The sequence below is a fragment of the Rufibacter sp. JT3400010 genome (genome assembly GCF_054956755.1).
Genome location: NZ_JBUDXA010000024.1, coordinates 1 through 23,243 on the forward strand (window position 1 = coordinate 1; position 23,243 = coordinate 23,243).

The window sequence follows — 23,243 nt, forward strand, 5'->3', positions numbered from 1 at the left end:
GTAACTAAAAACTATTTACAATGCTGTTGTGCAGCCCTTTGGTGCTCCAGTAGCCGCTGGCAATAATACGCCGGATGGTGAACAACGGGTCCTGCGGGTCGCGTTTGGTGGCCAGGATATAGGCGGCGTCAAATCCGCGTTTCTTTAGTTCTGGGATGGCCTCTGGTCTCCATAACCCAAACGGATAGGCGAAGTACTTGATGGGCTTGCCGGTAATGGCTTCCAGTTGTTTGGTAGGTTTCTCAATCTGGGTGATCCAGTCTTTGTCTTCGTATTTTTTGACGTTATGGTGGTCGTAGGTATGGGACCCGATCACGTGGCCGGCATCTGACAGTTCCTTGATCTGCTCTTTGGTCATGTAGTTGGGCCGGCCAATAGAAACCGTCATGATGAAGAACACGCCTTTGAAGCCGTATTTGTCCAGTTCGGGTTTGGCCACGGTGTACTGGTCTAGCTTGGTGTCATCAAAGGTGAGCATGATGGGCTTTTCCGGCAGCGGCGTGCCTTTGGTGAGATAGTCTTGTAGTTGGTCGGGCAGAATGGTGTGGTATCCGCTATCCGCCAGCATCTTCATCTGGGCTTTGAAAACTTGCGGCTTCACAATGTAGTCTTTGCCCACCTTGCCGTCTTTAGAGGTCCATTCGCGTATTTGGTGGTAGCATAGGATAGGCACTTGCTGGCGGGCCAGAATGGTTTCTGCGGTGGCCGGCGTTGTTTCTACCGGCGCAGTTGCGGTGGTAGCGGCAGGTGCCTTTTCTGTGTTGGCAGCAGTAACCACCGGCGTAGTAGGGGAAGAAGTCTCAGGAGTACGTTCAGTCTTCTTTTCTGGCGCAGAACAGGCCAGCAACGTTAAACTAAGGGCTGCTACTGCAAAGTATTTGTTACTGAGTGAGAGGAAGGGCATACGAGTAAAAGGAATGTCAAAGGATAAAGCCTGTACGTCTTCTAAAGAGAGCGTATGGCACTTCTAAGCTACTGAATCTGCGCCAATCTGAAGGCTTTTTACCCCTTGTTTTTCAGAAAACGGGACTAAAAAGGAATGCGGGAACACCAGGCGTGTAGCCATTAACCTTTGCAGTAGTCTCTAAAAACAAAAAGGGCCTCACTTCATGTGAGGCCCTTTTGGAGGACTGATGTATATTAAAACTTAAGCAAGTTTCACATTCACAGCGTTCAAACCTTTGCGGCCTTCTTTCAGCTCAAAAGTTACTTCATCATTTTCTCTGATTTCGTCCACTAGGTTAGACACGTGTACGAAATACTCCTCATTGGAGTCTGCGTCTTTGATGAAACCAAATCCTTTGGAATCATTAAAGAATTTTACTTTACCGTTTTTCATTAATGTGATAATGTTATAATAAACAAATGTAGCGATTAAAATCTACATTATGTCCCTTTAGACAAAGTATATTTACGCTAGCATGTGCTTGAATGTTTATCAGGAACGTGAATTCAGGCAAAAGTACGCTTTGGAAGAAAGGCTTGAATTGTAAGATTTTAGAAGTAAGCACTTGTAGATAAGGTGTTTGTTTTAAGATTTTCTCCCCATTCTCGCTCTTGCTCTTCCAGAATAAGAGAAGATTAACCGTTCCAATATAACTTTAGTAGTGAGGTGCCGCTTACGGTATTTTACAGCAGATAGCACGCTTAAAGGACGTATATGAAAATTCCGATAGGTGGTTAAGCACAAAAAAAAACTCCGTAGGAACACCACCAGTATCCATTTAACTCAAGTAAAAGAATGAGCGAAGCACAAAATACCATCAAAGTAGGGCTAATAGGATTCGGGATGGCCGGGCAGATTTTCCATGCGCCTTTCATTCACTTAATAGATGGCCTGGAACTGGTGAAGATACGGGAGACCAGGGACGGGAACATTCAGCTTGCCCGCAGTCGCTACCCACAGGCCCAGATCACAAGCCAAGCCGACGACATTATCCAAGACCCGGAGATAGAACTGGTGGTGGTGGCCACGCCCAATACCTCACACTACTCCTTAGCGAAAGCAGCGTTGCTGGCCGGCAAACATGTGGTGGTGGAGAAACCGTTTACCCCAACTTCGGCCCAGGCCGATGAACTGATCCAGTTGGCGCAGCAGCAACAGAAACTGCTCACCGTCTACCAAAACCGCCGGTGGGACAGCGACTTTAAAACGGTGCAAAAAATACTGGCGAGCGGGGTGCTGGGGAAAGTGGTGGAGTATAAAGCTCATTTTGACCGGTTCCGTCCGGCTCTCAAAGGCAATACCTGGAAGGAGGAAGCTGCGCCCGGGGCCGGGATTGTCTTTGATTTGGGCTCTCATCTGATAGACCAGGCGCTGGTACTGTTTGGGTTACCGCAGGAAATCTCCGCCGATGTCAGAATTCAGCGCCCGGAGAGCCCGGTGCCAGATAAGTTTGAGGCGACACTATACTATGACAACCTGCGCGTCACGTTATCGGCGGGGTTGCTGGTTAGGGAATTAAGTCCGCGGTACACCTTGCACGGAAACCAGGGTTCTTTCCTGAAATATGGGCTAGACGTGCAGGAAAAAGCCTTGAATGACGGGTTGTTGCCGCACCTCACACCCAACTGGGGCGTAGAGCCGGAAAGCATCTGGGGTCACCTGAACACCGAGCATCAAGGCCTCCACTTCATGGGCAAAATAGAAAGCGAACCCGGCCACTACCGCAGTTTTTACGAAAACGTGCACCAAGCCATCAAGGGAGAAACAGAGTTGGCGGTAAAGCCCGAACAAGCCCGCGACGTGATCAAGGTGGTGGAACTGATCATGCAGAGCAGCCAGGAAAAACGGACGGTCTCCTGGAGTTGATGTGTTTTGAGCCGCTTTTCCAGAAATCAGGCTCAAAACAAAAATTTCACCTCGTTCTAAAAGGGTAGAGGATAACAGCTATCAGGGTACCTTGGCAAGACCAGAGCGTGCTTTTCCCTTGCTTATTAGGTATTTGCCGCTATATTTAAAGCACCATGAGGCTTTTCCTACTCTTTTCTGTGCTTTCGCTGTGTTGGACCAGTTCTGTCCAGGCCCAGCAGGTGAATTCCGCTGTGCCGGGGCAGGTTTCTGAGCCGGTTCAGGCGGCCATTACCCTGTACCACCAAACCATTGGCAGAAATGCACCGCTGTACAGTGGCCCAGAATATGTAGACTACACCCGGCGCACCGAGGGGCACCAATTCTTCTCAACCGACGACTGGCAAAGAGGCAGCATTTTCTTTGACGGCGTCCTCTACCCCCAGGTGCCTATCCTGTATGATGTGGTTAATGAGGTGCTGGTCATTGGCTACGCCGAAGAAACCGACCCCATTGTGAAATTCACGTTGGTGCCAGACCAAGTGCAGTACTTCACGCTGCCGCAGCATCATTTTGTGCATCTGCAGGATTCAACCCGTGGGTTAGAGAAGGGCTTCTACGATCAACTTTACAACGGGAAAACAGAAGTACTGTCCAAACGGAAGAAAACCATTCTGCAAAGGCCTGAAAATATTCTGTTCTATGAATCTGACAGGTTCTACCTGTACAAAGACGGCCAATACCACGCGGTCAAAAACAAAGGTTCGGTCTTGAAATTGCTGAAAGAGCACAAAAAAGAACTTGCTGGTTATATGCGGGCCGAACACCTGAATTTTAAAGAACAGCGGGAGGCAGCCATTGTCAAATTGGCACAGCGCTATGATCAAATAAGTGCCACCAAATGAAAACGCTTCTCCTTCTTATCTGTAGCTTTTTTTGCTGCGCTTCGGCTTGGGCCCAGACTCCGGTACAAGAACCTACCATCACCGGCAATTTTGCTTCCGTGCCCTTCCAGGATTTTGTGCGCAGCGTTGAATCCCAGACCTCGCTCCGGTTTTATTTTAATCCCTTAGAGACCGACAGCCTCACAATTAACCTGCAGGTTCAGGATCAGCCCGTAGCCAAGGTGTTGGAAAAGCTGTTTCAGAATACCCCTTATACTTTCGCCATGGACGCAGACCAGCGGGTGTTTGTGGTAAAAGGGAATCTGCAGTCGGCGCTCCCGGCCAATTTCTTCGTGCGGGGAGAGGGAGGCAAAGATGCCGGACTACGAGATGTTTCTGGCCCTATGGCCGGAAAAAACCTTAGAAGCCAAGCCGGGAATACGAACCGTTTATACGAAATCGGCCTGAAAACAAACCAGGTCAAGCCCGGCATGGCGACCATCTCGGGCACCGTGCTGAACAGTAAAAACGGGCAACCAATTGAAGGGGCCGTGGTGAAGATAGAGAATCCGTTTACGTCTGTCACCACTGACCAGAATGGGTTCTACGCCATTACGCTGCCCAGAGGCAGGCATGAGTTGAAGGTGACCAGCGTAGGCATGCGAGAGCTGAAACGGCAGATTATGCTGTACTCCAGCGGCAGATTGACCTTACAGGTGCAGGAAGACGTGATTTCCCTTAACGAGGTATTGGTGCTGGGAAACAAAGACAAAAACGTAGCCAGCGTGAACATGGGCGTGGAACGGTTAGACATCAGAACCATCAAGCAGGTGCCCACGGTTTTCGGCGAAGCCGATGTGCTCAAAGTGGTACTCACCTTACCCGGCGTGAAATCTGTGGGGGAAAGTTCTACCGGGTTAAACGTGCGGGGCGGGGCCACTGACCAGAACCTGATTCTATACAACGGGGCTACCATTTTCAACCCGTCGCATTTGTTCGGGTTCTTCTCGGCGTTCAACCCAGACGTGGTGCAAAACGTGGAACTGTACAAAAGCAGCATCCCGGCCAAGCATGGCGGGCGGTTGGCTTCTGTACTGGAGGTAACCAGCCGCGAGGGCAACAAAGAAAAGCTGTCGGGGTCTGGCGGCTTGGGTTTGATCGCGAGCCGTTTGCTGCTGGAAGGACCCATCATTAACGGAAAAACGTCCTTTCTGGTGTCGGGCAGGTCTACGTACTCAGACTGGCTGCTGAAAAAACTTCCTGGTGAGACCCTGAGCCAGAGCAAAGCCTCTTTTTATGATGTCAACGCCAGCATTCACCACCAACTGGACTCCAACAATACCCTGAGCGTACATGGTTATCTAAGCCGAGATGAATTCAGGTTCGGCCGCGACACGTTGTACACGTACCAGAACCAGAACGCCATTCTCAAGTGGGGGCATATTTTCAATTACAACCTGTCCAGTGAAGTATCAGCGGCGTTCAGCCGATACCACTACACCGTGGGGGCTGCCCTGAACCCGGTGAACGCCTTTGACCTGGCGTATGACCAAACGCAAACCAGCCTGAAAGCTGATTTCAACTACACGCCCGCGCCCAAACATTCCATTGACTTCGGGGGGAGTACCTTGCTGCATCAACTGGAGCCCGGGCATTTCACGCCCCAAGGGGCCGAGTCGCTGGTGACCGAAAACAGGGTGGAACCGGAAAAAGCCTTGGAAAGTGCCCTGTACCTGAGTGATGCCTATGAAATTACGCCTCGGTTTTCGGTCACGGTAGGGCTTCGGTACTCCTTCTACCAGTACCTGGGTAGCAAGCAGGTGTTTACCTACGGCGCAGGCGTTTCCAGAAGTGAAAGCACCATGAGCGATACCCTGCGATACGGTTCCGGCGAAGTGATTAAAACGTACCATGGGCCTGAGTACCGGGCCTCGGCCCGCTTTATGATCACCGACGAGTTCTCCGTGAAAGCGGGCTACAACCGCACCCGGCAATACCTGCACATGCTCACCAATTCGGCCATGATGTCGCCCACCGATATCTGGAAACTAAGCGATTCTTACCTGAAACCACAAGTTGGCGACCAATACTCGCTGGGCTTGTTTAGGAACTTCAAGTCCAATGCCGTGGAAACCTCAGTAGAGGTGTACTACAAAACCATGCGCCATGTGCTGGATTACCGCAGCGGGGCTGAGTTGCTGCTCAACCACCACATTGAAACCGATGTAATCAACTCACGGGGCAAAGCGTATGGCGTGGAACTGCTGCTCAAGAAAACGACTGGCCGTCTGAACGGTTGGGTGAGTTACACGTATTCCCGCTCGCTCATTCAGTCAGATGACGAGTCTTTCACGGAGCGCATCAACAAAGGCAAGTACTATCCCAGCAATTTTGACAAACCGCATGATGTGAGCCTAGTTGGGAACTACCGCTTCAGCCGTCGCATCAATACCTCTTTGAACCTCACCTATAGCACTGGTCGGCCTATCACGCTGCCCATGGCTGTTTACGAGATTGCCGGTTCCAAACGGATCTTCTACTCAGAGCGCAACCAATACCGCATTCCAGACTATTACCGCGCAGATGTTTCTCTGAACCTGGAAGGCGGGCACCGGGTGCGTAAACTGGCGCATTCTTCCTGGACGCTGGCCATCTACAATGTCACCGGCCGGCGCAATCCTTATTCTGTGTACTTCAAGGCCGAAGAAGGAGCAATCAAAGCCTATAAACTGAGCGTGTTCGGGCAACCTATCCCTACCGTGACTTACAATTTTAAATTTTAGCAGAACATGCGAGTAATACGAAGTTTCCTGCTTTTCACGTGTTTGTTGCTGGGGTGCCTGCAAGGGTGCGTGGAAGAGTACGATTTACCCACCAGCGTAGAAAGCCCTTCCTTCTTAGTGGTAGACGGCAGCGTTTTAATTGAAAAAGGAACCGCGCAGGTAAAATTATCTCGCACCCAGAACCTTGCCATTGCCAACAAAGCCCCGCAAGTAGAGCCAGGTGCCCAGGTAACTTTAGAAAACAACAGCAACCAACGCATTGTACTTCCTGAAACCAAGGCCGGTTTGTACGCAACAATCGGGTTGTCCCTGACTTATGGACGGGAGTACCGGTTACGAGTTAGAACCAAAGACGGGAAAGAATACCTTTCTGCCTGGTCGGCGACTCAGCAAACTCCTGCCATAGGTACCTTGCCTTGGCACGTAGAACGGGAAGGCGTGCAGATAGAAGTAAGCACTACCGGTACTGCGGCCGGTTCCAGGTTCTACCGGTGGGAGTTTACCGAGACGTACCGCTATGATGCGCCGTTCTTTTCAAATTACAAGGTTGAAAACAACAAGATTTCCCAACGCATGCCTGGTGAGTACGTCTACACCTGTTGGCGAACCGGCAATTCCCCAAACATCATCATAGGTACTTCCAAGCAGTTGGAAGCGAATGTGATCAGCCGGAAACCCCTCACGTTTGTGGAAGGCAATTCAGACAAGCTCTCTAAGTTGTACAGTATCATGGTGCGCCAGTTTGCCATTAGCCAGCAGGAGTATGATTATTGGCTATTAATGCAAAAGAACACCGAAAACGTAGGTAGCCTTTTTGATGCCCAGCCTTCTTTTGTAACCGGTAACCTGACGTGCCTCACAGACCCCGAGGAAGCGGTGTTTGGCTTTTTCAGTGTGCAGTCTGTGCAGGAGAAACGGCTCTTTATTGACAAGGAAGAACTACGGCAGTACAACTTCAGACCACCTATGCCTTATTGCGTGCCAGAAGAGGTATCGGCTTTCAAAGTGATGGATTTTATAGCTCAGGGAATGCTGGTTGTTGACTCAGTAGGAGTAGGACCTAATGCCCCCGGCTACACCGTAGCCAACAGCAATTGTGTTGATTGCCGGTTAAAAGGCGGCAACACCACTAAACCCGATTTTTGGCCATGAGAAAGAAGATCGGTTTCAATTTTAAGGTAGTAGGCTGGACGCTGGTCTTTTCCCTGTGCTTTGTGGTCTTCGCGCAGGCGCAGAACTACAGTGAACAACTGAGTAAGCAGGTAAGTGATTACAGCCGGCAAAACCTACAGGAGAAAGTTTACCTTCATACAGACAAAACGGCTTACCTGGCCGGTGAAACCATCTGGTTTAAGGTCTACAATGTAGAAGGAGCCCGGCACACCCCGCTTTCCCTGAGCAAGGTGGTGTACGTTGAGATTCTGGATAAGGCACACACGCCCGTGCTACAAACCAAGGTAGCGTTGGCGGAAGGAACTGGCGCGGGGTCTCTGCTTTTGCCTACCAATCTTTCCTCCGGTAACTTCCTGATCAGGGCGTACACTAGTTGGATGAAGAACACTGGGGCAGCGTTCTTCTTTCAGCAGCCCCTCACCATTGTCAATACCTTGCAGCCCTTGGGGTTAGAGACAGTAGATCTCGCTGAAGCCTATGACGTGCAATTCTTCCCCGAAGGAGGGCATCTGGTCAACGGGCTTTCAAGCAAAGTCGCTTTCAAAGCTACCGATAAAAATGGGCGAGGGGTTTCTTTTATAGGGGCAGTGGTCAACCAGAAGAATGACACCGTAGCTCGGTTCTACACCCATAAGTTTGGCATCGGGAGTTTCTCCTTTACTCCGGTTACCGGTCACTCCTACCGGGCTATTCTGCGCGGCGATAAAAAACAAGTAATCACCAGAGCCTTGCCCACGGCCAAAGAAACGGGTATGGTCATGCACGTGACAGATACCGGTGCCGAGGGTTTGAAAATTCAGGTAGCGTCTTCACTAGATGCCGCCTCACAGCTAGTCTATCTGCTGGTACATACCCGTCAGGAAGCTATCAAAGCCCAGGGTATAAATCTGGATGCCCAAGGCAGGGCCATCTTTATGGTAGATAAAGCAACGCTAGGCGATGGCATCTCCCACTTTACCGTCTTTAATGCCGCCCGGCAACCTGTGTGTGAACGCCTGTATTTCCAGAGTCCAAGGCAGCCTTTGCGCCTTGCCGTAACAGCAGACAAGCGGGAGTACGCCGCCCGGTCTCTGGTGAATCTTTCTTTGCAGGCCCAGAACATAATGGGCCAAGCAGCGCCGCTGACTAATGCTTCGGTGGCGGTGTACCGGATGGATTCTCTGGCCGCTTTTCCGCAGCAGATGATAGAGCAGTACTTGTGGCTCAGTTCTGACCTGCATGGGGCGGTGGAGTCTCCGGAGTATTACTTCTCCAATTCGGGGCCTGAGGTGACCACGGCGCAGGATAACCTCATGCTTACGCATGGCTGGCAACGGTTCTCTTGGGAGAAAGTACTGCAACTTTCTCCGGCTGTTCCGGCTTTCCTGCCAGAATACAGCGGGCATTTGCTTTACGGACGGGTGCTGAACCAGCAGGGAGTGCCGGTGCCGTTTGTGCCCACGTACCTGTCCAGCCCTTCGCGCAGAATTCAGTTTTCCACTTCTATGAGTAAGCAGAACGGAGTGGTGGTATTTGATCTGAAAAACCTCTACGGTACCCGCGATCTTATTTTGCAAGCTGATTCCCGCGCAGACAGTACCCTGCGGCTGGAAATCAACACGCCTTTCTCTTCAGACACGGCCGCTCATTCTTTACCCGCCTTTGATCTGAAAGAGCAACTCCGACCGCAACTACAGATAGCTTCACTCCATTTGCAGGTGCAGAACCATCATCATCCCATAAAAGAAGTGTTGCCGCCCAGCGTTTTAGATAGCAGCACCTTTTACGGGAACCCCTCTAGAAACTACTTTTTGGATGATTATACCCGTTTCCCTACGTTGGAAGATGTCTTGCGGGAATACGTAGCCTTGGTCACCGTCCGGAAAAGGAAGGGCAAGTTTCACTTCATGATCGTAGACATTGCCCGTACTAACCTGATGGAGGAGAATCCTCTGGTAATGCTAGATGGGGTGCCGGCGTTCGATCTGGACCATTTAATGACCATTGATCCTAAAAAAGTGCGCAAAGTAGAGGTGGTGGCCCGACGTTTTTTCCACGGGGGAATGGCCTACGGCGGGATCATCAGCTTTACCACCTACCAGGGCAATCTGGAAGGCTTTGAGGTAGATCCTAAGGCCTTGCTGGTGGAGTATGAAGGCCTGCAGCACACGCGGGAATTCTACCAGCCCGTGTACGACAACGCCACCCAGCAGGCCAACCGGGTACCAGATCTTCGTACCACGCTGTTCTGGGCTCCGGCTGTGAAGATAGACGCCACCGGCAAAAAACAACTCTCCTTCTACACTTCAGACGTATCGGGCAAATACCTGGTAGTGGTACAAGGCCTCACCGCTGACGGAAAAGCCGGAAGCGCCACCTATGCGTTTGACGTAAAACCCGCCAGCTAACCAATTCAAAATTAGAAGCAAATAAAAAGGGGCTTACAAATCGTTAGTTCTGTATTAGAGCCGTTTCTTTGAAAACAGGCCTGAAACAGCGCGTGCTTTTAAGGGCTAATGGAAATGAAGAAAGGTTTTTCGGTCCTTTTCTAAAAACACGGCGAAAACAAAAAGGCCTTACCGCTAATAGCAGTAAGGCCTTTTATATAGCTTACGAAATTCTAATGTTTAGTTGTTTCCCCAGCGCTTACGCTCGTTCTCATCTAAGTAGATTTTCCGCATTCTGATGCTCTTTGGAGTGATCTCCAACAGCTCGTCTTTCTGGATGTACTCCATGGCTTCTTCCAATGAGAATTGTTTCTTCGGAACAATCTTCACGTTGTTGTCAGAACCAGAGGCACGCATGTTGGTCAGCTGCTTGCCTTTCTGGATGTTCACGGTCAGGTCATTCTGACGAGAGTGCTCGCCGATTACCATACCCATGTACACATCTTCGCCTGGCTCCACAAAGAACACACCTCTGTCTTGCAGTTTGTCAATAGAGTAAGCAGTACCAGGACCAGTCTCCATGGCTATCAAAGAACCGTTGATACGGCCTGGGATAGCGCCTTTGAATGGCTCGTAAGCCACAAAACGGTGGTTCATGATAGCCTCACCAGCAGTAGCTGTCAATACGTTGTTACGCAGACCAATCAAACCACGCGAAGGAATGTTGAACTCTAAGTGTTGCAAGTCGCCTTTCGGCTCCATGATCAAAAGATCACCTTTACGCTGCGTTACCAATTCAATCACTTTACCGGCAGATTCCTCAGGAACGTCTACTACTAAGTGCTCCATTGGCTCCATTTTCTGGCCGTTCTCTTCTTTGAAGATTACCTGTGGCTGACCTACCTGCAATTCGTATCCCTCACGACGCATGGTTTCAATCAGTACAGACAAGTGAAGGATACCACGTCCGTACACTAGGAAGGTGTCTTCTTTGTCAGTCTCGTCTACACGTAGGGCCAGGTTTTTCTCCATCTCTTTGTACAGACGGTCACGTAAGTGACGAGACGTTACAAACTTGCCCTCTTTTCCGAAGAAAGGAGAGTTGTTGATGGTGAACAACATGTTCATGGTTGGCTCATCAATCGCGATGCGCTCCAACGGCTCAGGATTTTCGAAGTCAGCAAGAGTATCGCCAATCTCGAAACCTTCAATCCCGGTTACCGCACAGATCTCGCCGGCAGATACGGACTCCACTTTCACGCGGCCAAGACCCTCAAATACCTGAAGTTCTTTGATTTTCACTTTCTTGATAGAACCATCGCGCTTGCAAAGGCTCATGTTGGCACCCTCAGTCAAAGTACCGCGTTTCACGCGACCAATGGCGATACGACCCACGAAAGAAGAGTAGTCCAAAGAAGTAATCTGCATCTGCGGGGTTCCTTCTTCTGAAGGGGCCGGAGGAATTACATCAATGATTGCATCCAGAAGAGGCGTGATGTTATCGGTTGGTTTCTGCCAGTCGGTGCTCATCCAGCCATTTTTGCTGGAACCGTAGATGGTCACGAAGTCTAATTGGTCTTCGGTGGCATCCAGGTTGAACATCAGGTCGAATACCATTTCGTGTACTTCGTCCGGACGGCAGTTTTCTTTGTCTACTTTGTTTACCACTACAATTGGCTTCAGGCCTAACTGTACGGCTTTGCCCAGCACGAAACGGGTCTGTGGCATAGGGCCTTCAAAGGCATCTACCAGCAGAAGAACACCGTCGGCCATTTTCAATACGCGCTCTACCTCACCTCCAAAGTCGGCGTGACCAGGCGTATCAATGATGTTGATTTTCACATCTTTGTAACGAACCGATACGTTTTTGGAAACGATGGTGATGCCGCGCTCCCGCTCCAGGTCATTGTTGTCCAGGATCAGGTCGTCGAACTGTTGGTGTGCGTCAAAAATCTTTGAGGCGTGGATGATCTTGTCTACCAGCGTGGTCTTACCGTGGTCCACGTGGGCAATAATCGCGATGTTGCGGATACTTTGCATTCAGAGGTTATTTTCAGCCCGCAAAGGTAGGGTTTTTCTCAGGATTTTCTATATTTTTTATGAAAAAGCCCTTTTGCCCAACCACTTACAGGTATTTGCTTGTCTGATGAAACAGAAGGGTAGCCCACTAAGTTCCTCTTAGTGCTTCCAGAAGGGTAGAAGTACGTAGTATGGGAGTACCTGACAGACCGTATTCTTTCGTGTTTATCTAACCCACCACTTCGCTTCACCCTCATTCTGAAAGCTCCTTCACTTTGATGGGATTGATACAGAGAGCTACTAGCTCATTGCAGTAATGTGCAAAAGTGAGGAGGCCTTTCGGGCCATTTTTGATGTTTGGCTAAGTATATTTTCGCTTCAGAAATCATCAGAAATGAATAAATACCAATAGGACTATATAAGATAAAATAAGATTAAAACGAACGTCTGTTTTCTGCGTAATGTCGGGTTCCAAGCGTACCTTTACTAATAGAAATGTTCTGCGGCGAGAATTGATGTTTGGAGACCTGTGTAGGGAAATTTACTGTTTTATCTATACCTAAAACTATACCCATATTATGCCTGTCATCTTGGAGAAAACCGGATTCTCACCTACGCTTCTACCTTTTTATCAGGAAAAAATAAAAGGGTTGCAGCAGGAGTTACGCCCTCACCGGGAGGCGTTGATGCAACATCCCCTCTATGAGTCTATCTATGACCTAGCCGATCTGCGGGTATTCATGGAGCACCACATCTTTGCGGTGTGGGATTTCATGAGTCTACTAAAAAGCCTGCAGCGCCACCTTACCTGCGTAGATGTGCCCTGGACGCCGCATGGCAGTCCTACCAGCCGCCGGCTCATCAATGAGATTGTGCTGGAAGAAGAAAGTGATATTGACCCCCAGGGAAACCCGATCAGCCACTTTGAACTTTACGTGCGGGCCATGGAAGAATGCGGCGCCGATACCCGCCTGATCCATGAGTTTATGGCCGGTCTGCACCAAGGCAAATCTGTGTTTACCCAATTGGAGAATCTTCCGGTACCGGGCCACACCAAAGAGTTCGTAAGCCACACCTTCCAGATTATAGAAAGTGGGCAGGCCCACCGCATTGCCGCCTCCTTCACCTTCGGGCGCGAAGACGTGATCCCAGACATGTTCCGTTGCCTCATTGGCGACCTGAACCGTCGGTACCCAGGTACCTTAGACACGTTCCAGTATTACATGGATCGTCATATTCATTTAGACGAGGAGGTGCATTCTCCGTTGGCTATGAAAATGGTAGCCGACCTGTGCGGCGAAGACGAACATAAATGGGAAGAGTGCCGCCAGATAGCCGTGGCGTGCCAAAAGATGCGCCTGCACCTGTGGGACGGCATTTTAGCGAAGATCCATCGTTATTAAACCGCTTAAATCCTTTGGGTGAGGGTTGACGTACTGTAAAAGCACAGACCCTTAACCCACAAAACTATGGATTTAGAGAACCTTAGCTCCAACAGCGAGAACATTGAGAATACCGGCTACCTTATTCTGAAAGCCTTCAAAACCAAAGGCACCCAGGCCGAGGAAGTACTAGGTTGGGACGAGATTTACCCGTTCCTGCACCAGGAAGACGACAAACTCCACTACCAGGACGTCCAGAAACGGGCCGAAGAACATTTGCGCAACCAAGGTTACGCCACACCAGACCCGGCAGGTCTGCGGTTAACACCCGTAGGCTACAAGGCGGTGCAGGAGTTAGAAGATGAAGATTTAAGTCAAAGCAACGCCAGATAAACCGAGGACCATGCAGACGTTTTGGAGGAGTTTTGAGAAGAAGGGGCGTAAAACGTCTATCATGGCAAGTTGCTTTCTATGGGGCGCCCTTGCAGTGGCCTGCACCTCATCCAGAGACAGCCCGGCCCTGGAAGTAACCCAACCGCAGCGCACCTACCGGGTCACGCCCACCGTGCGCGACATGAACAACCAGGCGAGCCAGGTAAACCAGAAAAAGAACATAGAAGACCGCAACCCCAACTCGCCCGGTAACCAAACCCCAGCTGTTCGAAGCCAGAAGATACTCCCCGGCAGAGCACCGGTAGCACCAGATACTATTCGGCGCCCACCCATGCCACCCGCCGTAAGAACCACCGGGCAATAAGCTGAAAGCCGTTTTTAGGCTGATTTTCTGAAGAAGACCTTTAAAACACCACCATCTTTCAAAACGATGGTGGTGTTTTTGTTTGGTAGGACAACCCCCAGCCCCTCCTAAATTAGGAGGGGAGCTTTCCTTCTACTGCGTTTTAGCCATGCTTTTCTGAAAAGGAGGGCAAAAGCGCAACCCACCCCTACCCCTCCGAGGAGGTGAATACTCTCACAGGCCGTTATTCTCCTAGCCAATTACCTCCTTGTCACCTTCCTTCCACCCGTCCGTAGGACGAAGGAAGGCATTGCAGCGGAACAGGCAGCTAATAAGCTCACCTGCGCCTTCCTCAGCGGAGGGCCGCCTGCGTAGCCCGAAGCAAGGGGAAGCGCAAGTAATGGCAGCCCTGACAGCAATAGCCGCAAGCTCCCTATAGAACAAAAGGCTCTTGCCAGGTGGTATCAACTGAAGCTCCGCCTGTCTGAGCGGCAGCGAGTTCGGAACTTCTTGATTCTTTTGGTTACTTTTCTCATCAAGGAGAAAAGTGACAAACGCCAGCAGGAAGCATCTGCCGCCTAGAAGTTGGAAAGAAAGTGGTTGAAAGTAAAGGCTTGTACGTTTCGCCAATCAGGAGATTGGCTGTCCACTAAGTGCGTAGAGCGCTGACGCTAACTCTACGCACAGCGAAAAAACACAATAAATTTTGCTACTTAATAATGGCCAGAACAGCGAATTAGGAATAACCCCAGCAACAAAGAACCACAGCGGCCTTCTTCCAAATCTCAGACGTATAGAGTAGGAAAACAAGCGAAACAAAACCTCCCTGCAAATTCGCTATATTTGCCTTTTCAAAGAAAGAACATGGCTGAGACAACTTATCCCCAACGATATACTATTACCGCGGCGCTGCCCTACGCCAACGGCCCCGTACACATTGGGCATTTGGCTGGCGTGTACATTCCCGCCGATATCTACGCGCGGTACCTGCGTTCGCGCGGCCGAGACGTGAAGTTTGTGTGCGGTTCTGACGAACACGGCGTTCCTATCACCATAAGGGCCAAGAAAGAAGGCATCACGCCGCAGCAAGCCGTTGACAAATACCACGAGCTCATCAAAAGCTCCTTCGCGGACTTCAACATTTCCTTTGATATTTATTCCCGCACCTCGTCCAAAACACACGCCGAGATTGCCTCTGGGTTCTTCCGGAAGCTGTATGACGAAGGCAAATTCATTGAGCAGACCACCCAGCAGTACTTCGATGAGAAGGCCCAGCAGTTCTTGGCTGACCGTTACATTGTGGGCACTTGCCCTAAATGCGGAAACGAAAACGCGTACGGCGACCAGTGCGAGAGCTGCGGAACGTCTCTGAACGCCACCGACCTGATCAATCCTAAAAGTACCTTAAGCGGAGAGCCGCCCGTGCTGCGCGAAACCAAACACTGGTACCTGCCCTTGGACCAATATGAGCCCTGGCTGCGCGAATGGATTGTGGACGGCCATAAAGGCGACTGGAAAACCAACGTGTACGGCCAGTGCAAAAGCTGGATAGACCAAGGCTTACAGCCCCGTGCCGTAACCCGTGATTTGGACTGGGGTGTGCCCGTGCCTGTAGAAGGTGCCGAAGGCAAAGTACTCTACGTGTGGTTTGATGCGCCCATCGGGTACATCTCCGCTACCAAAGACCTGACGCCCGACTGGGAAACCTACTGGAAAGACAAAAACTCCAAGCTGGTGCACTTCATTGGTAAGGATAACATTGTGTTCCACTGCATCATCTTTCCGGCCATGCTCAAGGCGCACGGCGACTACGTGCTGCCTGACAACGTACCAGCCAACGAGTTCCTGAACCTGGAAGGCAACAAAATCTCCACGTCCCGTAACTGGGCGGTGTGGCTGCACGAGTACATGCAAGACCTGCCCGGCAAAGCCGATGTGTTGCGCTACGTGCTGTGTGCCAACGCCCCTGAAACCAAGGACAACGACTTCACCTGGAAAGATTACCAGGCCCGCAACAATAATGAGCTGTTGGCCATCTTCGGGAACTTCATTAACCGGGCGGTGGTGCTCACCCATAAATACTACAACGGAGCCGTTCCGCAGCGTGGTGAGTTGACCCCATTAGAGGAGGAAGTGCTGGCACAGTTAGCTGATTTCCCGGAGAAGATCGCGCTCTCGCTGGAATTATACCGGTTCAAAGAGGCTTTGGGCGAATTGATGAACCTGGCCCGCCTCGGGAACAAGTACCTCGCAGACACCGAGCCGTGGAAACTGATTAAGACTGATGCGGCGCGGGTGGAAACCATTATGAATATCGCGCTGCAGATTTCGGCCAGTCTGGCTATTCTGTCTGAACCGTTTTTACCGGAAACTGCTAATAAACTGGCCAACATGCTGCAGTACACGGCCGGTAAATGGAACGAAGCTGGTTCTCCGGATTTGCTTCCAGCAGGGCACACCATCGGCGAAGGCGCGCTTCTGTTTGAAAAGATTGAAGATGCTGTGATTGAGGCGCAGGTGCAGAAGTTGCTGGATACCAAAAAGGAGAATGAGCTGGCTAACGCCGTAGCCGCGCCCGCCAAAGAAGACATCACCTTTGAGGATTTTTCCAAAATTGACATCCGAATTGGTACGATCATAGAAGCCGAGAAGGTAGCCAAAACCAAGAAACTCCTGAAGCTGAAGGTAGACACCGGCATTGACCAGCGCACCATTGTGAGTGGTATTGCCGAGCACTTCAACCCTGAGGAGATTATTGGACAGCAAGTAAGTGTATTGGTGAACTTAGCTCCGCGTGAGATTAAAGGCATTGTAAGCCAAGGCATGCTCCTGATGGCTGAAAACGCTGATGGATCTTTGGCGTTTATGCAACCTTCTAAGCCAGTGGTAAACGGCGGCGGCGTGTCGTAAAGAATTCAGATTTAGGAATTAAAGTTAAAATGCGTTTTCAGCCTGTCTTAGTGAGATCGGGCTGAAAACGCATTTTGCTTTCTATTCCTTTCCTTCAATGAACACCTGGTCTTTAGGCGGGAACAGTCGGTCTATGACGTTGATTAACCGGGCACGGGTTTTCTTGTTGCGCTTTAACAACGCCAACTGCTTATAATCGAATTCCTGGATGCGGGCAATCTCCTGGGCTACGGTACAGTTTTTCAGGTGTGATTCCAGGAAGAACTGGCTGATGTGCTCGTTCCATTCATCTTTGTTGCCCCAATAATGCGCCAGCCAGGGTTTGGCCTCTTGCAGCTTATATGTTTCCTCCAGGGCAACAGAAAGGGCGAATTGCTCTATCAGGCGGGGAGTGACTTGCTGGGCGCACATTCTGTCGCAGACTTCCAGGGCTAAGGTGATGGCGGCCAGATTATGTTGCGAAGGAAGCGCGACCACCCCAGCGTTCCACATCTGGTGGCGTTCGGTAAACTTGAATCCACCTAAGTCCATGTACTTAACCTGTTCCCACATCCGCTTTTCGGTCTTGCTTTTCAAGGCCGAGAGTTTGCCTTCAATCTGGTGCATGAAGGCGGCCCCTTGCATTAATTGCGCCCGTAAATTCTGAGGGTTTTGGTACAGGAAAACGTCAGAGTCTAAGTACATGACGGCATGGTCTGGGTGCTCCCTGACCAATTGTTCAATGGCTTTGATTTTCACGCGCCAGAAAAAATTATGCGGCCCTTTCCAGGCGGTGAGCTGCTCCTCAGAAATGGTAATTATTTGTACCTGTTGCGCTAAATGTTGGTAATACTGCGGATAATCTGTGAAAACGTAGATGGTGGACAGTTCCTTTTGGTGCGGCAAAAACGACAAAATGGCGAAGTTCGCCTGATAGTGGTTTTTGATGTTAGGGCCAAACGTGAGGAACAATAAATTCATGCAGCGAAGTACAAAAGGATTAGGTTTGACGATTGACCCAGAAAACAAAGCGACGTGCCCAGCCAAAGCTGGCGCAAATCAAAAACCACTTCTTAGTTTTAGGCCGATTTTCCAGAAAATAGCCTAGAACCGGTGAGCGTTCCTTGCTCTACTCAATCTCTGGACTTAGGTTGTAGGTTAGTTGTCTCTGCTTACCTTCAGCACAATCTTTCCTATATGTTCGCTGCTCTCCATGAGCGCGTGGGCTTGGGCGGCCTGTTCTAAATCAAATACTTTGTACAGCACTGGCTTAAACTTTCCGGCGGCCAGTAGGGGCCAGACGCGTTCTGCAATGTCTGCGGTGAGGGCGGCTTTGAAGGAAGCATCGCGGGGGCGCAGGGTGCTGCCGGTAATGGTGAGCCGTTTCTGCATGACTTGCCGCACATCAAACGTACCCGTGGCGCCTTGCATAGCATTGATGAAAACCAGGCGGCCATCTGGTTTGAGCAGGTTCAGGCTCTTAGGAATGTAGTCGCCACCTACCATGTCCAGAATCACATCCACGCCATCGGCTTTCAGTTCTGCTTCAAAATCTTGGGTCTTGTAATTGAGACAGCGGCCAGCGCCTAGTTCTTCGCAGGCCCGGCACTTGACCTCGCTGCCCGCTGTGGCGTACACCGTGGCACCCCAGGCCTTGGCCAGTTGAATAGCCGTAATCCCGATGCCGCTGCTTCCGCCGTGTACCAGAAACGTTTCGCCGGGTTGTAATTGACCTCTCTGGAAGACGTTGTGCCAGACAGTGAAAACGGTTTCGGGCAGGGAAGCAGCTTCTGCAAAGCTCCAGCCTTTGGGCAGGAGCAAACAGTGCCAGGCATCTACTACCGCGTATTCGGCATAGCCACCACCGGGCAACAAGGCACAGACAGCATCACCGGGTTTCCAGTTCTCCACTTCGTCTCCGCAGGTTTCTATGACGCCCGCAATCTCTAAGCCGGGAATGTCAATGGGCGCACCTATTGGCGGCGGATAATGGCCTTTGCGCTGCGCTACGTCTGGCCGGTTAATGCCGGCGGCGTGCACCCGCACCAATACCTGATGTGCCTCCGGCGAAGGGGTGGCTCGCTCCTGTATCTGTAGCACCTCGGGTGCGCCGGGTTCTGTGATCACTACTGCTTTCATGGGTTCAGCCTTTTTAGGATAGAGAAGAAAGTTCTAACCTATACCATTTGTGCGGAAGGAGGTTGCGGGCGGGTGAAATGCGCGGTACGGCTGACCAGGAAATGCGGTCTTCGGTTTAGGGCTTGTTTCTTGAAAGCAGGCCCTAAACCAAAGCATGATTCTTTATTGTCTGGGTGTTTCTGGAAATGCGGGTACTACCTGCACATAGACTGGCGAAGAAACCGAGGCCGAGTTCCCGGTATACGTCAGCTTGCCGGTTTGAGGGTCTACTTTGAAGGTAGTGATGTTGTTGGAGCGTTGGTTGGCTACCAGCATGGTTCGGCCCGAAAGGCTGAGCCCGAAATTACGGGGCCAGTTGCCTTGCGTGTTCACGTGCTGCACCAGCGTCAGTTTGTTTGAGTTTTGGTCTATGGCGAAGACCACAATGCTGTTATGCCCGCGGTTAGAACCGTACAGGAACTTGCCATTTGCAGAGACGTGAACATCGGCGCAGAAGCTCTCTCCTTTAAAATCTGCGGGCAGCGTAGAAACGGTTTCTACCTCAGTTAAGGTGCCGGTTGCCGAGTTATAGGTGAAGGTGGTAAGGGTGGAATTCAGCTCATTAATCACGTACGCAAAGCGCTTGTTGGTAGGATGGAAGGTGAGGTGGCGCGGTCCCGCCCCAGCTTTTGCGGTAAACGCCGGTTGCGGCTGCCGCTCCAGTTTGCCTTCGGATTTATTTAGTTTATAGCTGATGATTTGGTCAATGCCTAAGTCAACGGCCAGCGCATACTCGTTGCTGGGATCAGGGATAATGCAATGTGCGTGGGCCGCGTCTTGCTGCGGCCGGGGACCTTTGCCCTGGTGCTGGTCCATGTCAGAAGAGGCTCCTAAACGGCCATCGGCTTGTATAGGGAAGGCACTTACGTTTCCACCCACGTAGTTTGCTACCAGGGCTACTTTGTCTTTATGGTCCAGGCTGATGTAGCAGGGTGCGCCGCCCAAAGAAGGTTGCCGGTTCAGGAAAGCAAGGTTTCCGGTTTTCTGGTCAATGGCAAACGCGCTGACCGCCCCGCTTTTCTGGCATTCGTACTCAGTGGTTTCATTTACCGCGTACAGGTGTTTCCGGTCTGCGTCTAAGGTGAGGAAAGAAGGGTTCTCGCCCCCTTTTACGGCCAGAACTCTGGTCAAGGCTCCTGTTTCTTCGTTCAGCCGGTACGCGAAAATGCTTTCGGCGTCTGGTTTGGCATAAGTACCCACGTAAACCATCATTTCTTTATCTGTTGCACGTTGCTTAACGGAAGTACAGGCAGCCAAGGTTATGCTCAGCAGTAGAAGGAGAGAGGTCAGCGATTTCATAGAAGGGTAAAACGTAGATTTTGGGAAAGATGCCGAAAAGAATGGAAAGGAGAAAAGCCTTTCGTGTTTTAGGGCTTGTTTCTGAAATAAGGCGCAGAAAGGCATAACCCATTACGAAGTGGCCTGCAATCGGTTTACCACCAGATAAAACCCCGCTGCCGCTACCACGCACAACACGCTGGCTCCCCACCACAGCGTCCCAAACCCGAAAGTAGCGATGGCAGTGGTGCCCACATAAGGGCCAATGATGTGCGCCGCGGAATAGGAAAGACTGTAGAGCCCCATGTAAGAGCCTCGGTTCAGCGGACCGGAGCGTTGCACCGTGAGGGTGCTCATGAACGGCATGGCCATAATCTCTGAGAGGCTCATAAGCAGCACGGAGATATAGAGCACAACAAGTCCTTTTGCTACGTTAATGATGACAAAGGCCATTGCCAGTAACAGCAAACCCAGTACAATCATTTTCCAGAGGGCATGCTTGTCACCAATGAGGTACACAATGATCATCTCCAGCAGGAAAACCATCAGTCCGTTGAAAGCTAGCAGGGCGCCAATCTGTAGCTCAGACAGGTGGTAAACCTGCCGGTAATACAAGGGCATGGTGGAAAAAAACTGGAAGAAAGCCACCGCAAAGCAGCAGCACAAGACCGTGAACAGCAGAAACAAACCATCGCGGTAAGGGGAGCGCATGTGTTGTGGCGGAGCAGAAGAAGTTTCAGACTGTGTTTGTTGGGCCGGGCGGTGCCCTTGTTTATGCCGAAAGTAAAAGAAGAACAGGACACCCGCGCTCAGGCAAGTCAAGCCATCGGCCATGAACAGCCATTGGTAGGACACCGTCGCCAGTACGCCACCTAGAGCCGGACCAATGGAGAAACCCAGGTTAATGGCCATTCGGTTGAGGGAAAAAGCGCGGGTCACATTCTCAGGGCGGGCGTAGGAACTCACCGAAGAAGCATTGGCCGGACGCAGGCACTCGGTTAAGAGACTCAGCATGAAAATGCCACCTGCAAAGAGTTCGAACCGCTGTAAGGTGAGCATCACGAAAAACCAGCTTCCGCCTAAAATAAGGCTGAAGAACTGCACTTTGAAATGCCCTATCTTATCCGTAAGCCAGCCGCCCAGAAACGTACCGCACATGGAGCCTACTCCAAACAAGCTCAGCAGCACCCCTACCTGTTTCAAGTTGAAACCCAGCGCCTCTGTGAGGTACACGCTCAAAAATGGCACTACCATGGCTCCGCTGCGGTTTATGAACATGACCGCCGCTAGCAGCCAGGCTTCTCTGGAGAGGCCACCAAAGGCATTGCCGTAAAGAGATAAGAGTCGTTTCATAAAGTGGGCGAACGGCACAAAAGTAGAGAATTAGACCAACTCTACGGGTAAAAAAATGCAGGGCGAATGTTCTCCAATGAAGGACAAGCAACACCCAAACAGCAACAGTTGGCACTAGAAGTCAGTTTGCCTGCAACCGGCGCACTACAACATAGAGTCCGGTGGCCGCTATGACACAGACCGCACTGCACCCCCACCACAAGGTGTTAAACCCGAAGCGGTCAATGACGTGAGTGCCCGCCAACGGACCCAGAATAAAGGCCACTGAATAGGAGAGGGTATGGAGCCCCATGTAAGCGCCCCGGTTCTGCGGATTAGATCTGTGTACGGTTAGCGTACTCATGAACGGCAAGGCCAGCAATTCTGCTAGTCCCCACACGAAAACCGAAAGCACCAGCACCCACCAGCTGTAGGCCACGGTTAGTAACGCGAACGCCACCGCCAACAGCAGTGACCCGGCTACAATCATCTTCCAAAGGCTTCGTACCTTGCCCAGGCGGTAGACAATAACCATCTCCAGCAGAAACACCAGAATACCATCAAAGGCCAGTAAAGTCCCTATTTCGGCTTTGGTTAAGTGGTGCACCTTGCGCCAATAGATTGTGAGCGTAGTAAACAACTGCGAAAACGCCATCAAATAACAGCAGCACAAAACGGTAAAGACAATGAAAAGGCCATCTTGATAAGGGGAGCGTAGGGTTGCCGGAACCGACTCAGGGCGGATTGGCTGTTCTTCTGGCGCAAGTGACACGGTGTTTAGCGGTCGGTTCCGGAAAAAGAAGAAGAAAACGATACCAGCCGCTAAACACGCCAAGCTATCTGACAGGAAAAGTAACTTATAAGACACCATGGCCAACATACCGCCTAGCGCCGGACCAATGACAAAGCCCAGGTTAATGGCCATGCGGTTAAGGGAAAAGGCGCGGGTCACACTCTCTGGGGAGGAGTAGGCACTTACCGCCGCCGCATTGGCGGGTCGCAAACTTTCCATTAAGATGCTCAGCATGAAAAGCCCTGCCGCCAGTACTTCAAACCGTTCTACCCACAGCATGATGAAAAACCCGGCACTCGCCAGAAAAAAGCTCATCATCTGCACCTTGAAATGACCCAGCCTGTCTGTCAGCCAACCACCCAGAAAGTTACCCACCGCAGCCCCCATGCCAAACAAACTCAGCAGCACCCCTACTTGCTTTAAGCTGAAACCTAATGCCTCTGTAAGGTAGACGCTCAGGAATGGCACCACCATGGCCCCACTGCGCTGAATAAATATGACCAGAGATAAAAGACAGGCTTCCTTGGAGAGTCCACCAAAGGCATTGCGATAAAGAGAAAAAATGCGAGGCATGGGAAGGTTCAGTAGCACAAAGCTAGGCAAATGGGGTCAGACCAAAAGCTACCTTCAGATAATGAT

At 50.9% G+C, this 23,243-nt stretch carries 17 protein-coding genes; 9 read left to right on the forward strand and 8 right to left on the reverse strand.

Annotated features, from left to right (window positions below):
- Nucleotides 1-4: 4 nt before the first annotated feature.
- Nucleotides 5-904 carry a polysaccharide deacetylase family protein gene (locus tag ACY0JR_RS17790; RefSeq protein WP_462635509.1) on the reverse strand — a complete coding sequence of 300 codons (900 nt, stop codon included), beginning with the start codon at nucleotides 902-904 and terminating at the stop codon, nucleotides 5-7.
- A gap of 243 nt (nucleotides 905-1,147) precedes the next feature.
- Complete coding sequence (locus ACY0JR_RS17795; RefSeq protein WP_062542753.1) at nucleotides 1,148-1,339, reverse strand: cold-shock protein; 192 nt, start codon at nucleotides 1,337-1,339, stop codon at nucleotides 1,148-1,150.
- A 402-nt stretch (nucleotides 1,340-1,741) separates the two neighbouring features.
- Here ACY0JR_RS17795 and ACY0JR_RS17800 point away from each other — a divergent pair, with 402 nt between their 5' ends.
- The 5 genes from ACY0JR_RS17800 (at nucleotide 1,742) to ACY0JR_RS17820 (ending at nucleotide 10,018) form a co-directional block, all read left to right on the forward strand.
- Complete coding sequence (locus ACY0JR_RS17800) at nucleotides 1,742-2,812, forward strand: oxidoreductase (protein ID WP_462635510.1); 1,071 nt, start codon at nucleotides 1,742-1,744, stop codon at nucleotides 2,810-2,812.
- A gap of 155 nt (nucleotides 2,813-2,967) precedes the next feature.
- On the forward strand, nucleotides 2,968-3,696 hold the full coding sequence (locus ACY0JR_RS17805; RefSeq protein ID WP_462635511.1) for a hypothetical protein: 729 nt from the start codon (nucleotides 2,968-2,970) through the stop codon (nucleotides 3,694-3,696).
- Nucleotides 3,693-6,458, forward strand: coding sequence for a TonB-dependent receptor (locus ACY0JR_RS17810; RefSeq protein ID WP_462635512.1), 2,766 nt, complete (start codon nucleotides 3,693-3,695; stop codon nucleotides 6,456-6,458). The genes ACY0JR_RS17805 and ACY0JR_RS17810 overlap by 4 nt, the downstream gene beginning before the upstream one ends.
- Before the next feature lie 6 nt (nucleotides 6,459-6,464).
- Nucleotides 6,465-7,610 carry a DUF4249 domain-containing protein gene (locus ACY0JR_RS17815; protein WP_462635513.1) on the forward strand — a complete coding sequence of 382 codons (1,146 nt, stop codon included), beginning with the start codon at nucleotides 6,465-6,467 and terminating at the stop codon, nucleotides 7,608-7,610.
- Nucleotides 7,607-10,018, forward strand: a complete 2,412-nt coding sequence (locus ACY0JR_RS17820) for a hypothetical protein (RefSeq protein WP_462635514.1) — start codon at nucleotides 7,607-7,609, stop codon at nucleotides 10,016-10,018. Before ACY0JR_RS17815 ends, ACY0JR_RS17820 begins: the two co-directional genes overlap by 4 nt.
- 219 nt (nucleotides 10,019-10,237) lie before the next feature.
- Here ACY0JR_RS17820 and typA read toward each other — a convergent pair whose 3' ends face one another.
- A complete protein-coding gene (typA, locus tag ACY0JR_RS17825) occupies nucleotides 10,238-12,037 on the reverse strand; it encodes a translational GTPase TypA (protein WP_462635515.1) in 1,800 nt (599 codons plus the stop codon).
- 557 nt (nucleotides 12,038-12,594) lie between these two features.
- On the opposite strand from typA, the gene ACY0JR_RS17830 reads away from it, so the two are divergent.
- The 4 genes from ACY0JR_RS17830 (at nucleotide 12,595) to metG (ending at nucleotide 17,044) form a co-directional block, all read left to right on the forward strand.
- A complete protein-coding gene (locus ACY0JR_RS17830; RefSeq protein WP_462635516.1) occupies nucleotides 12,595-13,419 on the forward strand; it encodes a DUF3050 domain-containing protein in 825 nt (274 codons plus the stop codon).
- Between the two features lie 66 nt (nucleotides 13,420-13,485).
- Nucleotides 13,486-13,791: a hypothetical protein gene (locus tag ACY0JR_RS17835; RefSeq protein ID WP_462635517.1), complete on the forward strand. Its 306-nt coding sequence runs from the start codon at nucleotides 13,486-13,488 to the stop codon at nucleotides 13,789-13,791.
- Nucleotides 13,792-13,852: 61 nt separating this feature from the next.
- Complete coding sequence (locus ACY0JR_RS17840; RefSeq protein ID WP_462635518.1) at nucleotides 13,853-14,155, forward strand: hypothetical protein; 303 nt, start codon at nucleotides 13,853-13,855, stop codon at nucleotides 14,153-14,155.
- A gap of 843 nt (nucleotides 14,156-14,998) precedes the next feature.
- On the forward strand, nucleotides 14,999-17,044 hold the full coding sequence (metG, locus tag ACY0JR_RS17845) for a methionine--tRNA ligase (protein ID WP_462635519.1): 2,046 nt from the start codon (nucleotides 14,999-15,001) through the stop codon (nucleotides 17,042-17,044).
- 81 nt (nucleotides 17,045-17,125) lie between these two features.
- Here the strand turns inward: metG and ACY0JR_RS17850 are convergent, their stop codons facing one another.
- The 5 genes from ACY0JR_RS17850 to ACY0JR_RS17870 form a co-directional block, all read right to left on the reverse strand.
- Complete coding sequence (locus ACY0JR_RS17850) at nucleotides 17,126-18,004, reverse strand: hypothetical protein (RefSeq protein ID WP_462635520.1); 879 nt, start codon at nucleotides 18,002-18,004, stop codon at nucleotides 17,126-17,128.
- Nucleotides 18,005-18,181: 177 nt separating this feature from the next.
- Entirely contained in the window at nucleotides 18,182-19,162 is a 981-nt protein-coding gene (locus tag ACY0JR_RS17855) for an NAD(P)H-quinone oxidoreductase (RefSeq protein ID WP_462635521.1), read from the reverse strand.
- A 162-nt stretch (nucleotides 19,163-19,324) separates the two neighbouring features.
- Nucleotides 19,325-20,500: a lactonase family protein gene (locus ACY0JR_RS17860; protein ID WP_462635522.1), complete on the reverse strand. Its 1,176-nt coding sequence runs from the start codon at nucleotides 20,498-20,500 to the stop codon at nucleotides 19,325-19,327.
- 111 nt (nucleotides 20,501-20,611) lie between these two features.
- Entirely contained in the window at nucleotides 20,612-21,832 is a 1,221-nt protein-coding gene (locus tag ACY0JR_RS17865) for an MFS transporter (protein WP_462635523.1), read from the reverse strand.
- 121 nt (nucleotides 21,833-21,953) lie between these two features.
- On the reverse strand, nucleotides 21,954-23,177 hold the full coding sequence (locus ACY0JR_RS17870) for an MFS transporter (protein ID WP_462635524.1): 1,224 nt from the start codon (nucleotides 23,175-23,177) through the stop codon (nucleotides 21,954-21,956).
- Nucleotides 23,178-23,243: the final 66 nt, after the last annotated feature.

What these genes read in the sequence shown, in the direction of transcription:
- ACY0JR_RS17790 (WP_462635509.1), bottom strand. Translation starts at nt 904, where the DNA reads ATGCCCTTCCTCTCACTCAGTAACAAATACTTTGCAGTAGCAGCCCTT.
- ACY0JR_RS17795 (WP_062542753.1), bottom strand. Translation starts at nt 1,339, where the DNA reads ATGAAAAACGGTAAAGTAAAATTCTTTAATGATTCCAAAGGATTTGGT.
- ACY0JR_RS17800 (WP_462635510.1), top strand. Translation starts at nt 1,742, where the DNA reads ATGAGCGAAGCACAAAATACCATCAAAGTAGGGCTAATAGGATTCGGG.
- ACY0JR_RS17805 (WP_462635511.1), top strand. Translation starts at nt 2,968, where the DNA reads ATGAGGCTTTTCCTACTCTTTTCTGTGCTTTCGCTGTGTTGGACCAGT.
- ACY0JR_RS17810 (WP_462635512.1), top strand. Translation starts at nt 3,693, where the DNA reads ATGAAAACGCTTCTCCTTCTTATCTGTAGCTTTTTTTGCTGCGCTTCG.
- ACY0JR_RS17815 (WP_462635513.1), top strand. Translation starts at nt 6,465, where the DNA reads ATGCGAGTAATACGAAGTTTCCTGCTTTTCACGTGTTTGTTGCTGGGG.
- ACY0JR_RS17820 (WP_462635514.1), top strand. Translation starts at nt 7,607, where the DNA reads ATGAGAAAGAAGATCGGTTTCAATTTTAAGGTAGTAGGCTGGACGCTG.
- typA (WP_462635515.1), bottom strand. Translation starts at nt 12,037, where the DNA reads ATGCAAAGTATCCGCAACATCGCGATTATTGCCCACGTGGACCACGGT.
- ACY0JR_RS17830 (WP_462635516.1), top strand. Translation starts at nt 12,595, where the DNA reads ATGCCTGTCATCTTGGAGAAAACCGGATTCTCACCTACGCTTCTACCT.
- ACY0JR_RS17835 (WP_462635517.1), top strand. Translation starts at nt 13,486, where the DNA reads ATGGATTTAGAGAACCTTAGCTCCAACAGCGAGAACATTGAGAATACC.
- ACY0JR_RS17840 (WP_462635518.1), top strand. Translation starts at nt 13,853, where the DNA reads ATGGCAAGTTGCTTTCTATGGGGCGCCCTTGCAGTGGCCTGCACCTCA.
- metG (WP_462635519.1), top strand. Translation starts at nt 14,999, where the DNA reads ATGGCTGAGACAACTTATCCCCAACGATATACTATTACCGCGGCGCTG.
- ACY0JR_RS17850 (WP_462635520.1), bottom strand. Translation starts at nt 18,004, where the DNA reads ATGAATTTATTGTTCCTCACGTTTGGCCCTAACATCAAAAACCACTAT.
- ACY0JR_RS17855 (WP_462635521.1), bottom strand. Translation starts at nt 19,162, where the DNA reads ATGAAAGCAGTAGTGATCACAGAACCCGGCGCACCCGAGGTGCTACAG.
- ACY0JR_RS17860 (WP_462635522.1), bottom strand. Translation starts at nt 20,500, where the DNA reads ATGAAATCGCTGACCTCTCTCCTTCTACTGCTGAGCATAACCTTGGCT.
- ACY0JR_RS17865 (WP_462635523.1), bottom strand. Translation starts at nt 21,832, where the DNA reads ATGAAACGACTCTTATCTCTTTACGGCAATGCCTTTGGTGGCCTCTCC.
- ACY0JR_RS17870 (WP_462635524.1), bottom strand. Translation starts at nt 23,177, where the DNA reads ATGCCTCGCATTTTTTCTCTTTATCGCAATGCCTTTGGTGGACTCTCC.